This is a genomic window from Streptomyces kronopolitis, from assembly GCF_014646275.1.
Lineage (GTDB): Bacteria > Actinomycetota > Actinomycetes > Streptomycetales > Streptomycetaceae > Streptomyces > Streptomyces kronopolitis.
The window spans coordinates 127,373-140,416 of the sequence record NZ_BMND01000005.1 but is presented as its reverse complement, the minus strand read 5'-3'; the positions used below and the strand labels follow the sequence as shown (position 1 = coordinate 140,416).

General features: G+C 73.8%; 12 protein-coding genes. 2 read left to right on the top strand and 10 right to left on the bottom strand.

Going from position 1 to position 13,044, the window contains the following annotated elements:
* Window positions 1–15: 15 nt before the first annotated feature.
* The 8 genes from IEY78_RS08580 to IEY78_RS08545 all read right to left on the bottom strand — a co-directional run bounded on the left by IEY78_RS08580 (window position 16) and on the right by IEY78_RS08545 (window position 8,069).
* Window positions 16–978 (bottom strand): LLM class flavin-dependent oxidoreductase, encoded by a 963-nt coding sequence (locus IEY78_RS08580; protein ID WP_189097007.1) that lies wholly within the window; start codon window positions 976–978, stop codon window positions 16–18.
* Window positions 965–1,279, bottom strand: coding sequence for a phosphopantetheine-binding protein (locus IEY78_RS08575; protein ID WP_189097006.1), 315 nt, complete (start codon window positions 1,277–1,279; stop codon window positions 965–967). Before IEY78_RS08575 ends, IEY78_RS08580 begins: the two co-directional genes overlap by 14 nt.
* Window positions 1,280–1,348: 69 nt before the next feature.
* Window positions 1,349–2,713, bottom strand: a complete 1,365-nt coding sequence (locus IEY78_RS08570) for an aldehyde dehydrogenase family protein (RefSeq protein ID WP_189097005.1) — start codon at window positions 2,711–2,713, stop codon at window positions 1,349–1,351.
* Window positions 2,714–2,813: 100 nt separating this feature from the next.
* Window positions 2,814–3,524: a cupin domain-containing protein gene (locus IEY78_RS08565; RefSeq protein WP_189097004.1), complete on the bottom strand. Its 711-nt coding sequence runs from the start codon at window positions 3,522–3,524 to the stop codon at window positions 2,814–2,816.
* On the bottom strand, window positions 3,521–4,627 hold the full coding sequence (locus IEY78_RS08560; RefSeq protein WP_189097003.1) for an SIS domain-containing protein: 1,107 nt from the start codon (window positions 4,625–4,627) through the stop codon (window positions 3,521–3,523). The genes IEY78_RS08565 and IEY78_RS08560 overlap by 4 nt, the downstream gene beginning before the upstream one ends.
* Before the next feature lie 59 nt (window positions 4,628–4,686).
* Window positions 4,687–5,496 (bottom strand): BtpA/SgcQ family protein, encoded by an 810-nt coding sequence (locus IEY78_RS08555; protein ID WP_189097002.1) that lies wholly within the window; start codon window positions 5,494–5,496, stop codon window positions 4,687–4,689.
* A 34-nt stretch (window positions 5,497–5,530) separates the two neighbouring features.
* Window positions 5,531–7,102: a pyridoxal phosphate-dependent aminotransferase gene (locus IEY78_RS08550; RefSeq protein WP_229699790.1), complete on the bottom strand. Its 1,572-nt coding sequence runs from the start codon at window positions 7,100–7,102 to the stop codon at window positions 5,531–5,533.
* A gap of 58 nt (window positions 7,103–7,160) precedes the next feature.
* Complete coding sequence (locus IEY78_RS08545; protein ID WP_189097001.1) at window positions 7,161–8,069, bottom strand: TauD/TfdA family dioxygenase; 909 nt, start codon at window positions 8,067–8,069, stop codon at window positions 7,161–7,163.
* A 335-nt stretch (window positions 8,070–8,404) separates the two neighbouring features.
* Here IEY78_RS08545 and IEY78_RS08540 point away from each other — a divergent pair, with 335 nt between their 5' ends.
* Both IEY78_RS08540 and IEY78_RS34795 read left to right on the top strand, forming a co-directional pair.
* Window positions 8,405–8,953 (top strand): NUDIX domain-containing protein, encoded by a 549-nt coding sequence (locus IEY78_RS08540; protein WP_189097000.1) that lies wholly within the window; start codon window positions 8,405–8,407, stop codon window positions 8,951–8,953.
* 618 nt (window positions 8,954–9,571) lie between these two features.
* On the top strand, window positions 9,572–11,170 hold the full coding sequence (locus IEY78_RS34795; protein ID WP_189096999.1) for an AfsR/SARP family transcriptional regulator: 1,599 nt from the start codon (window positions 9,572–9,574) through the stop codon (window positions 11,168–11,170).
* Here IEY78_RS34795 and IEY78_RS08530 read toward each other — a convergent pair.
* A complete protein-coding gene (locus tag IEY78_RS08530; RefSeq protein ID WP_229699789.1) occupies window positions 11,151–12,536 on the bottom strand; it encodes a methylaspartate mutase in 1,386 nt (461 codons plus the stop codon). The two genes, IEY78_RS34795 and IEY78_RS08530, sit on opposite strands and share 20 nt — an antisense overlap.
* Window positions 12,533–13,000, bottom strand: coding sequence for a cobalamin-dependent protein (locus tag IEY78_RS08525; RefSeq protein WP_189096998.1), 468 nt, complete (start codon window positions 12,998–13,000; stop codon window positions 12,533–12,535). Before IEY78_RS08525 ends, IEY78_RS08530 begins: the two co-directional genes overlap by 4 nt.
* Window positions 13,001–13,044: the final 44 nt, after the last annotated feature.

The following is a 13,044-nucleotide window of genomic DNA, read 5'->3' as shown; positions in this document are numbered from 1 at the left end:
GGGCGGACGTTCGGCTCACGCCGGGGTGGAGGCGGGGCGCAGGTGCGGGATGACGCGCTCGGCGAAGAGCGTGACGCTGTCCCAGTCCACCGGCGGCCGGGCCCCCAGCACGAAGTCGGTGACGCCCAGTTCGCGGTAGGGCAGCAGCGCCTCGACGCACTGCTCGGGGGTACCGAAGACCAGATACTCCGGCCACACCGGCGAATCGGGCGGGAAGACGGCACGCAGCCGGTCGAGTCTGCCCGGCAGCTCCGCCGGGTCGTCGACGAGCAGCGCGCGGAAGGTCATCGACACGCGGATCTCCGCCCGGTCACGGCCGGCCCGCGCGCACTCGCGGTCCAACTGCTCCACGCGCCGCCGATACCGGTCCGGGTCCGTGAGCAGGCTGTTCCACACGTCGCCGTGCCGTGCGACCACCCGCAGCACCGGTGGGCTCGCCCCGCCGACGACCAGCGGCAGCCGCGGCTGGACCGGCGCGGGGCGGAGATGGCCCCGCGTGATGCGGAAGTGCTTGCCGGCGTAGGAGAATTCCTCGCCCGACCACAGGCCGCGCAGGACCGCGGCGGTCTCCTCCAGCATCTCCAGGCGCTCGGCGCGGTCCGGCTGAGCGATGCCGTACTGCTCGTGTGCCAGGTCGGCGCCGCCGACCCCGATGCCGATTTCCACCCGCCCGGCGCCGACGTGGTCGATGGTCGCGGCGAGCGCGGCCAGCATCGCCGGATGGCGCCACGCCACGGGTGCCACCATGAGCGCGCCGCGGATCCGGCCGGTCTGCGCGGTCAGTGCGGAGAGCAGGGTGGTGCCCTCGAAGCACGGGCCGTCCGGTCCGCCCATCGGCGGTCGCAGGTGGTCGAAGAGCGAGCACCAGTCGTAGCCGAGGTCCTCGGCCCTGCGCCACAGCGTCAGGAGCGCGTCGTACGTCTCGTACTGCTGCCCGGAGTGGACTCCGAAGCGCAGCGCCGGTTCAGGAGACGGCATCGTCCGCCCTCGCCCCGCCCGTCGCGTCCCGCTCCGCGTCCACCACGGACGCGACGGCGGCGGTCAGCGTCCGCACGCTGTGGAAGGTCTCCGGGGTGACCAGCTCGTCGGGGAGGCTGAGGCCGAACTCGCTCTCGATCGCCACCAGCGTCGCGACGGTGCCCAGGGAGTTCAACCCGGCGTCCCGCAGCGGGAGATCCGGCGTCAGCTCCCTGCCGCCTTCGTCGGGCAGCTGCCGGGCGACGAGATCGCGGATCGTCTCGCCCAGCGCGTCACCGGTTCGACCGGCGGTCTCACTCATGGTGCTCTTCTCCTTCGTCGGCCCGGCCCGCTCAGCGGACTCGGGCGGGGGCAGCGTCCGGCCGGGGCGTCAGGGCGTGCGCAGGCGCACCGTGACGGCCTTGGGGCGCTGGTACTCCGTCAGGGCCAGGACGCTCATGTCCGTGCCGTGTCCGGAGCTGCCGCGGCCGCCATGGGGCAGCTCGGGGCACTGGTCCAGATGGCAGTTGACCCAGACCTCCCCGGCGTTCAACTCGTGGGCCAGGGCGAGCGTGGTGGCCGTGTCGGAACCCCAGACGCTCGCGGCGAGCGCCTGAGGCACGGAGTTGGCCAGGGCCAGCGCCTCCTCGGTGCCGTCCACCGCCTGGACCGTCAGCACGGGGCCGAACACCTCCTCCACCACCGCCGGGTCGTCGGGCTTCAGATCGGCGAGGATCCGTCCGGGCCGCCAGAAGCCGTTCTCCTGGCCCGGCCGCGACGCGACATCGGCGACATGGACGATGCCGGCCGCGCTGCTCCCCACGATGCGGTCGTAACGCGCCGCCTGGTCCGCGTTGTTGAGCGGCCCGAAGTCGGCCCCGGCGCGCCGGCCGGCCATCGCCTCGGCCAGCCCGGCCACGGTCCGCTCGTAGTTCTCCCGCAGGGTGATCACCCGCGCCGGTGCGGCGCAGCTCTGGCCGGCGTTGTAGGTGACGGCCCGCACCAGCTCCGCGCAGGTGTCGTCGGGCGCGTCCGGGAGGACGACGGCGGGGCAGTTGCCGCCCAGCTCCAGGCTGACCCGGTGCAGTGCCGCGCGGACGGCGACATCCCGGCCCCCCGCCTCGCTGCCGGTGAAGGCCACCATGTCGATGTCCTCGGCGACGAGCAGCCGCCCGGTGTCACGGTCGCCCGGCACCGTCACCAGCGCGCCCGGGACGAGAGCCGCGGCCGCGTCCCGGGCGAGCAGCATGGCGGTGTCCGGCGTGGTCAGCGCGGGCTTGAGCACGACGGTGTTGCCGGCGGCGAGCGCCGGGCCGATCCGCCAGGCGGCCATCATGAGCGGGTAGTTCCACGGCACGATCGCGGCGACGACGCCCAGCGGCTCCCACCGCACCCAGCTCTCGCGGCCGGCCATCCGCCGGCCGCCCGCGGGCGCGGTGTCGGCGCGCTGGGCACCGGCGTAGAACCGCAGCAGATCGGCGCAGTTCTCGACCTCGCCGCGCGCCTCGGCGTCGGGCTTTCCGGTCCCGGCCTGCTCGGCCGCCACATACGCGGCGGCGTTGTCCTCGATGAGGTCGGCGAACCGCAGCAGGCGCCGGGCCCGCTCGCGGGGAGTGAGGGCGGCCCAGGCGGGCTGGGCGCCGCGGGCGGCCGCCACCGCGGCCCGGGTCTCCGCCTCGCGGCCGACGGCCAGCGACGACCGCTCCCGGCCGGTGCGCGGGTCGGTCAGGGGCAGCGTGGGGGTGTTCTGCGACATCGTGGGCCCTGCTTCCAGGTGGTTTCGGTCAGCACGCGGCAGGCGGTCGGCGGACCGCACGGCCCTGCCGGGAACGGATCGGCGGCGGTCCCCGGGCGGATCACCCGAACCGGTGCGGGGAGTGCGGGCAGCCGTTCGCCGCGAGTTCCTCACCGCTGGAGCCCTCGATGTCGCAGATGCGGCAGGTGATACGGCCGAGATCGCCCAGGAGGGCTGCGTAGGCGGTGAGTTCCTGCCGTTCGGGGCTGTCCAGGGGGCGGTGCGGAGCGCCCACGGCGAGGATCATGTGGTCGGTCACCGCGCCCACCGCGTGGGTGAGCGCGCCCTCCACCATGTAGACCTGTCCGGGACGGGTCTGCACGATCTCTCCGGCGACGGAGATGGTGCCGGTGCCCGCCAGCACGAACAGCAGATGGTCCCCGGGGTGGGTGTGCGGGGCGAAGCCGCTGCCGGCGGGCACGTGCAGGATGTCGGCCCCGACATGACCGCTGGAGAGCAGCGAGTGTCCGGTGGCGTCGGCGGTCTTCGACACCCGGGTGGGGCCGGGCGCCATGGTGATGCCGAGCTGCTGGGTCGTCCCGTCCAGTCCGAGGTCGGTCGCCCAGTCGCAGATCAGCAGGGGCGCGCGGCCGGTGCCGGGCTCCTCGAGGGGCGGGAGCGCCGAGGAGGCCTCCGCGGCCTTCGTACGGCCGAGGACCGACAGCAGTTCCACCGCCTTGGCCTCGCGTTCGGCCGGGGCGAGGCGGTCCAGCTCCGCACGCAGCAGGTCGATGGTCTCGTCGGCGGGCCGGCGGTGGGTGGTCTCGGTCATCGTCCTTCTTCCTTCACGGTCGCGGGGGTGGCGGGTCGGACGGGGACGGCGGGGGCGTGCCCGGGCCGGCCGGCGGCGAACGGGACACGGCCCAGGGACTGGGCGAGGTGGCAGGCGAGCGGGGCGGCGAAGAGGTGGTAGAGCAGCGGGGAGAACTCCTCGCGCACCTGGCCGTGGACGGGCAGCGCGGCCCAGGCGGGGAAGCCGTCGAGCCGGTCCGCGGGGGCGACCGCGACGAGCCGCCGCCCGAGGTCGGCGGCGCGCTGGGCGACCCGCAGGGCGGGACCGGAGGACCGGCCGGCCGGGGCCAGCACGAAGACCGGCAGGTCGGACGGCCCCGCGAACCGCTCGACGTGGCACCACTCCTCCAGGTCCTGGCCCACGGCGAAGACGGCGGCGGTCTCCACCTGCTTCGCCGCGCCGTACAGCGCGCTGCCGTGGGACGGCCCGCTGCCGAGCAGGGTCAGCACCGGCGCGTGCGCGATCCGGTCGGCGAGCTGCCGGGTCCGCCGGACGCTCTCGTCGACGGTGGCCTCGATCGCGTCGGCCAGCGCGCCGAGTTCCTCGCGCAGCATCTCGGCCGCCGCCCGGTCCAGATGCCCTCGTGCCTGCCCCAGCGCGATCGCCAGCAGCAGCGCGCCGAGGAGACTGGCCTGGTAGGTGCGGACGCCCGGGGACGGCTCCTGGCCGGGCAGGTCGAGCAGGACGGTGCCGTACGCCGAACGGGCCAGTGGGCTCGCCGCGTTCGCGGTGAGCGCGACGACCGCTCCCCCCTCCGCCCTCGCCTGCTCGGCCGACGTGACGACGAGCGGGCTGCCGCCCGAGACGGAGATCGCGACGGTGAGCACCCGGGCGGGCGAGGCGGCGGGCTTGCGGTAGTGGGTGAAGGGCAGCGCGCTCACCGGCCGGCAGTCGACACCGGCGAGGGACCGGAAGGCCATCTCGACGGCCCGGGCGGCGTGGTCGCTGTCCCCGTTGCCCACGATGACCACCGACTCGACGCCGGCCAGGTCCAGGGCGCCCGGCAGGGCCCGCACCTGCTCGGCGACGGACGCGGCGCGGCCCCGTATGTCGTCGGCGAGGCACACTACCTGACGGAGCATCACTTCCGGCTCCATCGGCGGGGGTCCGGCCGGACCGGGGCCCGGGTGGGGCGCGGAGGTCATCGCTCGGTCCCCCTGACGAGGTCGACGTAGCGCCGCACGAGGTCGGCGTCGACCGTGCCGCCCCAGCCGTCACGTTCCAGGCAGGTGCCCACGAACGCGCCGTCCGCGGCGGCGAGCAGTCGCGCCGCGTTGTCGTGGTTCGTGTGTCCGGCCAGGATGAGGGGCAGCTGCGGAACGGCCTCGCGGACGGAGGCGATCATCTCCAGTGCGGTGCGCGGGTCGGGGTGCGAGAGCGACACCGCGTCCGCGCCGACGGTGCGGGCCGCGCGCGCCACCTCCGGGGTGGTCTTCTCCCCTCCGTGCCAGGTGAAGTGCATGGAGTCGATGTCCGCCACGATGCCCACGTGCTCCGCGCCGATCGAGCGGCGATAGCTCATGACCTCCAGCGGATCGGGCCGCACCATGCCGTGGGCGGTGAGGGTCTGCCCCACCAGGGCGCCCGCCCGGACGAAGTCGCCCCCGGCCACCTGTGCCACGGCGAGCGAGGCCCGGGTGGCGTTGCGCATCATCTGGACACCGACGCGGAAGTCCCCGCCGGTCGCCTCGACGGCCGCGCGCGCGATCAGGCCCATCGCGACGGTACGTGCCGGGTCCGACTCGTCGGCGACGCTGTAGACACGGTCGACCGTCTGGATCAGGCAGCCGTCCGCCCCGCCCTCGTACAGGGCCCGCGCGGACGCGACCGCCGTGTCGAGGATCTCCGGGAAGCTGTGCGGCCGGTGGAAGGGGGTGCCCGGCAGGGGCGTGAGATGCACCATGCCGAGGACCAGCTTGTGCCCGCCGGCCGGTAGGGCCCAGGACGTCATGCGGCCCCTCGCTCTTCGTGGTGGCGGAAGGACATCAGCGGGCCGCCCGGGCGTCGAGGTGGGATCCCAGCCGGTCCAGCGCGGGGGCCATCTGCTCCCACGGGCGGGCGGTGGTGATGCGCATGACGGGACCGGAGAAGCAGAAGGTGAGGATGCCGGGGAAGAGGGAGACGCCCGTCTCCCGCAGCACGTCGCGGAAACATCGGTAGGAGTCGTCCCAACCGGGCAGTTCCACGGTGGTGTTGATGGAGAAGCGCGGGGTGAGCACCCGCGCGGGGGTCTGCGCCAGGCGGACGGTCGCCGCGTCGCGCAGCACGGTGAGTTCCTCGGCCCTGCGCAGCCGCTCCGTGCGGTAGGTGCGAAAGGCGTGCCGCAGCTGGTCCAGGCCGAGTCCGTAGGACGCCTCGAACTCCTTGAGTTCGCTCGGCCCTGGCTCCTCCAGGCCGGTGATCAGCCAGCGCTCCATGCGGGCCAGGACCTCCACGACCGTGTAGAAGAAGGACGGCGGCCCGCCGAACGAGGAGGAGGCGTACTCGTAGTACTCGGCGATGAAGCCGGGGTCGGCGAGGAACCAGCCCGCCTTGAGACCCGGCGCCGACCACGTCTTGGACAGGCTGGAGACCCTGACCACGTTGGGGGCACCGCGCGCGGCGGAGCGCTCCTCGTAGGAGCCCAGCCACTCGTGGCACTCGTCGAGGACGATGACGGTGGAGGGCGAGGCCGCCTCGATCAGCCGTCGCAGGCCGTCCTCCGTGACGGCCGCGCCGGTCGGGTTGCCCACGGTCTGCAGCAGCACCAGAGGGGTGTCGGGGGTGAGCGCCGCGAGGAGCGGCTCGATCGAGGTCTGCCCCTGCTCGCTGTGCAGGGGGACCAGCCGGATGTCGTGCCGGCGGGCGATCGTCTCGACCAGGGGCGGGTAGTTGGGTATCGCGCACAGGGCCGGCGGGGTGGACGGGGCGGCCCGGTGCAGCACGAAGTCCGCGAGCGTGCTGACGGCGAAGGTGCCGCCCATCGTCATGGCGACGTGCTCGGGCCCGTAGCGCATGCCGTCGAGCCGGGCGCTCTCGTAGGCGGCGATCGCCTCGCGTGCCGGGTAGCGCCCGCGCGAGTCGGAGTAGCCGTACCAGTCGCGGTCCAGAGCGAAGCGGATGCATTCCTTCAGGCTCTGCGGAAGCCCCCACCGCTCCTCGTCCACCGCGCCGCCGGAGAGGATGTACTGGGCGTTGTCCCGGAGGTCGCCGTACAGGTCGTCGCGGAAGTACCAGTTGAACAGCTCCTTGACGAACCGGACGGTGGCCCGGGAGCCCAGCACCTGCTCCGGTTCGACCGAGCGGAGCCGGCGGCTGTCCCGCCACTGCTCGGCCAGCGCCGGATGGTGCGCGTGGGCGCCCAGTTCGTCCTCCACCCGGCCCAGCCACAGGTTGCGCAGCTCCAGCGGGTCGTCGGGGCGGCGGGCCCGGGCGAAGACGTCCAGCACCCGCTCGTCGACGCGGGTGGCGAAGGTGTCGGAGGTCCCGGCGGGCCGGGGCGCCCGCAGGGACATCGCGAGGGCGTCCTGCGACGCGTGCGAAGGGCGCGGGACCAGAGGGGAGTCGAACAGTGTCATCGGCTTCTCGCAGGGGGTGGTGGGAGGGGCCTTCGGAGGGGTCCGACGGGACGGGTGGCTAGCGGATCCGGAGGCGCTGCAGGTGCCGTTGCTGCCGCGGGGGTGTCGCGGCGCCGGCGGTCCGGCCGTGGAAGTAGTAGGTGTTGTCGATCACGACGAGCAGTCCGCGGCGCCAGCGCACGGCGACCGTCTCGTCTGGCGCGTACATGGCGGCCAGCAGCTCGCGCAGTGCCGCGTTGACCGTCTCGGGGTCGGTGTCCGGCCGGTCGTGCGTCCACCGCAGCTCCTGATCGAGGAAGTCGCGGAAGGAGAACACCCACCGGCCGTCGACGTGGCGCGCGAGGGGCGGCGCCGCCGGGCTGTCCCGGTAGGAGGTACGGGAGAGCAGCTCCAGCGCGCCGGGCGACAGCCGGCGTGCCACGTCCCGCATGGACACCAGCACCGTCTGGGCGTGCGGGGTGTCGTCACCGGGGTTGACGCACATGAGCACGATGTACCGGGGCTGCCGAGGCACGCTCGCACCGCTGCTCTCGGAGTGCAGGGAGAGCGAGTTGCGGGCGAAGGGCTGCAGCGACACCTCCGCGGTGGGCGCGTGCCGGCTGCGGAGGTTGAGGATGACGCGGTCCTGGACGAACGGCTGCACCGCCGGATCGGTTTCCGGGGTCGCCGTGCCCAGGCTCTCGCCGAGCGCCATGAACCGGTCGGGAGGCAGCGGCCCGTCGAGCTGCACCACGGCCAGGCCCTGGCGCCACAGCTGCTCGGTGACCTCCTGGTGCAGGCCGCGGTCGTCGGCCTCCGGACCCTCCAGGGCGGCCGCTGTCGGACGGTGCAGGGGCGCCGCGTTGCCCAGCAGCCGTTCCCTGGGCGCGAGGTGAGGGTCGGACCGCGACGCACCGAAGCAGCCGTGCGTGACACCGCGCGCTGCCGCACAGGGGGCTTCGGAGGGGGCGAAGGCGGGCTGTTCCATGCCTTGTTCCTTTGCTCGGACGAATCAGCTACCGGGAGCCAGGAAACTGTGGAGCGGTGGTACTCGGCCCCGCCCGATGACGCGGACGGTCAGCGGGAATGGGGGCGTGCCGAGCACTCTAGAGGCGGTACGGGAATTACCGGGGAATCCCGGAGAGGCGCCGTGCACCACGGGCGATAGCCGGCCGGTTATCCGGGAATTCTCCGGAGATCGTTACGGTCTGGCCCGCCGAAGAATTCGACACTTCCCGCGGGCTCCCTTGGTGCATGACCGCACCCTTGCGGGGCGAGCCCGTTCCGCTCCGCCGCGGGGCCCTGGCATGAAATGAGGCGTTCATGGGATTCACGCACGGGCGCCGCGTCACCCACTGCCCGTATTGCGGCCACGCCTACCCGGACGGCGCGCACTGGCCGCTGGATTGCCCCGCGTGCCGGGAGACGCTGTGGCGCAACCCGCTGCCGGTCGCGGTGGCGCTACAGCCCGTGACGCAGGAGGACGGCACCCGGGGCATCGTCGTGATCCGCCGCTCGCTCCCCCCGGGACGCGGCGAGCTGGCCCTGCCCGGTGGATACCTGGAGGTCGGGGAGAGCTGGCGGGAGGCGGCCGTGCGCGAACTCCACGAGGAGACCGGGCTCTTGGCCCCGGCACAGGGGGCGCGCCTGTTCGGCGCGCACAGCACACGGGACACCGTGGAACTCTTCGTGCTGCTGCCCGTCCGTGCGGCCGCGGGACTGCCCGCGATGACAGCGACGGACGAGACCGAGGGCTGCTGTGTCCTCGGCGAACCGGCGGAACTCGCCTTCCCCGGGCACACCCGGGCGCTGGCCGCCGCCCTGGCCGGGCGCTCGCTGCTGGGGCCCGAGGGGCGGCGGATCTCGCCCTGAACCGCGGACGCCGGTGGCTCCACCGGCCCGTGTGCGCCGCCCAGGGTGCCCCGGATCCTCCGCCGCGGCAGCCCGTTGGCGCCTGCTGTGCCCCACAGGCGGCTCAGGTCTGTCCAAAAGGGCAAAGGATCTCCGGGACGCTGGACTCCGGACGCGATGTCCCTGCAATGTGACGGAGCGTTATCTACTGAACCCGTCCGTCCGGTCTTCCGGAGCCGAGGAAGCCGGCGTCATCCGCAGGAGCCTGGATGCTGCCCCGTACCCGAATGCCCCTTCCTGCCGGGCGCTTCGCGGTCACGCGGCTCTCCGGCATTCCAGCCGAATCCGCCGTGATCGGTCGACGCGTAACCGCACGAAAAGAGGGACCGGTCGGATATCGCGGTGACCAGAACGCGGTGGCAGGCGAATTACCCTGCCTCCGTTTCCGTCGCCGCCGCATCCGCGGAGGATTGACGTCAGCGACAGCCTTCTTCACCATGTGCCGTTTTCCGCGTCTCGGCGCGCACGCCTGTGCAACCCGGCGAACGGCCGGAAGAAGCTCTCCTCGTGGTGATGTTCTCCGGGTCGGACGGCCGTCAGGAACGAGAAAAAGCGGGGGAACAGGGAAATGAGGTTGAAGTGCACTTCCGAATACTGGGCTCTCTCCAGGCAGGCGTGGACGGCACGACGATGCCGCTCGGCGGAGTGATCAAGCGCCGGCTGCTCGCCTACCTTCTGCTGAACGCCAACCGCGTCGTGGCCACGCACAAGCTGCTCGACGTCCTGTGGCCGGACGAGACGCCCCGCACCGCGCGCAAGATGATCGGCAACGCCGTCCGGGGCCTGCGGCTCGACCTGGCCCACGGCGCCGCGGACACGCGCGCGGCCCTGCTGACCTGCGCCCCCGGATACCAGTTGCGGGTCGCACCCGACGCGGTGGATCTCTTCCTGTTCCGCCGGCACGTGGAGCGCGGACGCACCGAGGCCGGCGCGGGCGATCACGTCACCGCGGCGCGCACCCTGCGCGGGGCGCTCGACCTGTGGCGGGGTGCGGCACTCGCCGACCTCACGGACGGCGCCCTGAACTGGCCCGAACTGGACGCCCTGGAGAGTGAGCGGCTGGGGGCCCTGGAGGACTACTTCGAAGCCGGACTGGCGATCGGCCGGCACCACGAGATCCTGGGCGAGCTGCAGACGGCCGTCGCCGAGGACCCGCTGCGCGAGCGGCTCAGCGGCCAGCTGATGGTGGCGCTCTACCGGTGCGGCCGGCAGACCGACGCGCTGTCGGTGTTCCGGGGCATCAGGACCGAACTCGTGGAGCGGTTCGGGCTGGAGCCGTCGCGGGAACTGCGCCGCCTGGAGCGCTCCATCCTCGAACACGCCCCCGACCTGGAGGTGCCGGCCGCGCCGCCGGGGGAGCGCCACCGGGCCCCGGAGCCGACCAGGGTGGCGACCCTCGTCGCCCAGCAGCCGCCCCGCCGGCCGGAGGCGCCCGACGCCCGGGACGCGCCGGCCGTCAGCCGGGTGCTGGCACGGGTGGGCCGGGACCACCGGCGCGAGCACCGTGTGGTGGACCGCGCGGAGGACGGCGACCGGCCGTGTACGGGCCACCGGTCGGCGCCCCGCCGCACCCGGGTGAGCGTCGTCCTGGCGTGGGTGCGGCACGACCTGTCCGACGACCATGACCTGGACGGCGTTCAGCACGCCATGGCGGACATCGAGGCGGTGCTGCGGCAGCAGTCCAGCCAGAACGGGGGGACCGTGGGACCCGTGACGGCACCGGTGTTCTCCGCGGTCTTCGGCATCGACGGCCCCCGCCGGGACGACGCCACGCGCGCCGTGCGGACGGCCTTCGCCCTCCGGGACCGGATCGACGGCAGCCGGCCGCGTACCCGCCCGTCCTGGCTCCGGCTGCACGTCGCCGTGGTCACCGGTGACGCCTGCCTGTCGTACCTGCCGGCGCACAGCGGCGTCCCGACCGTCACGGGGGACGCGGTCGACCGGGGCTTCCGGCTGCTGGCGATGGCGCCCCGGGGGCAGGTGCGGGTGTGCGAGGTCACGCGCCAGGCGACGGAGGCGCAGATCTCGTACCACCTGGGGCCCGAGCCGCCGGAGGGCTGGGAGGCGGTCCGCGTCCGGACCGGCGCGGGGCAGGGCCGGGCGGAGACACGGGCGCCGGAGTCCTCCGGGCCGCCGGAGGGACCGGGCCTGGCGCGGCTCACGGCTCGATCTCTTTGAAGAGGTGGAGGAAGTGGTTGATGTCGCGCGTGACCCGGTCGACCAGGGTGCGCATGCTGTGCGGGCCGTCGGCCAGGCCGAGCGCCCTGCGGTGCCGGGCCACCGCGGCGGGTGACAGGGACAGCGCGCCGGCCACCGCGTAGCGGATCGCCCCTGAGGCGTCGCGGCAGGGCAGCACGTCCCCGCGGGCGTACCGGCTGGCGCTGAACGGGATGTCCAGCGTGCCGTCGGCGAAGGCCGCGGTGACGGCGCGGGCCGGATCCGCGGCGCCGAGGACCGGGGCGACGAGGTCGTCCACCTCGGCGAGCAGCCAGTGGAGTTCCTCCTCGACCTGCTCCGCGTCGACGGTGACGAAGTCCAGCAGCGGTGAGTTGGCGACCGCCGCCAGGCGCATCCCGTCGATGTTCGCCCGGGCGTCCGGCACGCCCAGCGCCTCCTGGTAGGTCTTGGTCACCAGCTTCGCCGCCCCGCCCAGCCGGGCGGTCAGCGCCCCGTAGAAGATCAGCTGCTCGGCGTGGGCCCGCCGGCCAGGGAAGACGCCCATGAACTCGTGGAGGACCGGATAGACCTCGACATCCGCCGGCAGATAGCGCCGGGCCAGCAGGGGAATCGCGCGCAGCGCGGCGACGTCCTGCGCGAGGTTCCCGCCCTGCGGATAGGAAATGGAGAGGCATCCCACCCCCTCGGCGGCCGCGAGGGCGGCCTCGATCACGCCGATGGCCAGGCTGATCGACGGCGGCGTCAGCACCCCGGTGAGGGTGCCGAACAACTCGCGGTCCAGGGTCAGTCCGGCGCGCCGCAGATCGCCGGTCAGTGCGTCGACCTCGCGCCAGCAGGCCAGTGAGTGGGCGAGCGGTACGTCCTTGCAGTAAGGGAGGTTGTACGAGATGCCGCCGCCCTCGAACGACGTGGCGCCGGCGGCCACCGCGACCCGGAACAGCCGCCGCGCGTCCGGGGAGCCGTGCCGGATCTCCACCGGCGCGGACACCGCCTCGACCAGTTCGCGGCCGCGCTGCCAGCCGTGCGCCACGAGCGGATAGCCGTTCAGCGCGCCCGGATCGGTGGCGGCCAGGCGGGCCGCGTGCGCGAAGCGGTTGAGCCGGGTGTGGGAGTCGATGGTGAGGGTCAGGACGTCCGGCCGCGCACCGGATTCCAGCGCGCGCAGCAGCTGCCGCATCTCGGGGTGGCCGCCCACCCCGCAGCGGGGCTGGATGGCCACCACCGCGTCCTTCGCGGACCGGGCCAGCACGTCACGCACGGTCGGCGTGCCGCGGGTGCGGGCGAAGCGCACCGTCTCGGCCATGGAGGGATACTCCGGCTCGGGCGCGGCGTGCGGGTCGGTGCGGCGGTGCGGGTCCCGGTTCATATGGTCTGCAGCCGCCGGGACCGCGCGGCCTTCCGGGCCAGTTCGCCCAGCAGCGGGGCGAGGTCGGTCAGTTCGGACAGGATGTGGTCGACACCCAGTCGCCGCAGCCGGTCCAGCGCGTCGGGATCCTTGCGGCTGCCCACGGACAGATTGCCGCCCAGGATGACCGGGCAGGCCAGCTCGCCCGCGGCCCGGGCGGCAGGGAGGTCGCACAGGTCGTCGTAGGCGTGGCCGTTGAGGCTGCCGACGACCACGGCGAGCACGCCGGGGTTCTCCCGCACGGCCAGGGCGAACTCCTCGATCGGGGTGCAGACCCCCAGGTTGATCACGGTGAAGCCGTGGGCGCGCAGCCCGTGCGCGATCAGCTGGTTGGCCACCGCGTGCGCGTCGCTCGCGGTCACGCCCAGCACGATCACCTCGTGCGCGGACTCCGGTGCGTCGGTGTGCGCGGGATCGCTCCGCATGACTGGTCCTTCCCCATCGGCCGGCTCGGTGTGCGCTGCCCGTA

Excerpts from the sequence above, each read along its gene's own strand:
- IEY78_RS08580 (WP_189097007.1), bottom strand. The coding sequence starts at position 978 with ATGCCGTCTCCTGAACCGGCGCTGCGCTTCGGAGTCCACTCCGGGCAG.
- IEY78_RS08575 (WP_189097006.1), bottom strand. The coding sequence starts at position 1,279 with ATGAGTGAGACCGCCGGTCGAACCGGTGACGCGCTGGGCGAGACGATC.
- IEY78_RS08570 (WP_189097005.1), bottom strand. The coding sequence starts at position 2,713 with ATGTCGCAGAACACCCCCACGCTGCCCCTGACCGACCCGCGCACCGGC.
- IEY78_RS08565 (WP_189097004.1), bottom strand. The coding sequence starts at position 3,524 with ATGACCGAGACCACCCACCGCCGGCCCGCCGACGAGACCATCGACCTG.
- IEY78_RS08560 (WP_189097003.1), bottom strand. The coding sequence starts at position 4,627 with ATGCTCCGTCAGGTAGTGTGCCTCGCCGACGACATACGGGGCCGCGCC.
- IEY78_RS08555 (WP_189097002.1), bottom strand. The coding sequence starts at position 5,496 with ATGACGTCCTGGGCCCTACCGGCCGGCGGGCACAAGCTGGTCCTCGGC.
- IEY78_RS08550 (WP_229699790.1), bottom strand. The coding sequence starts at position 7,102 with ATGACACTGTTCGACTCCCCTCTGGTCCCGCGCCCTTCGCACGCGTCG.
- IEY78_RS08545 (WP_189097001.1), bottom strand. The coding sequence starts at position 8,069 with ATGGAACAGCCCGCCTTCGCCCCCTCCGAAGCCCCCTGTGCGGCAGCG.
- IEY78_RS08540 (WP_189097000.1), top strand. The coding sequence starts at position 8,405 with ATGGGATTCACGCACGGGCGCCGCGTCACCCACTGCCCGTATTGCGGC.
- IEY78_RS08530 (WP_229699789.1), bottom strand. The coding sequence starts at position 12,536 with ATGAACCGGGACCCGCACCGCCGCACCGACCCGCACGCCGCGCCCGAG.
- IEY78_RS08525 (WP_189096998.1), bottom strand. The coding sequence starts at position 13,000 with ATGCGGAGCGATCCCGCGCACACCGACGCACCGGAGTCCGCGCACGAG.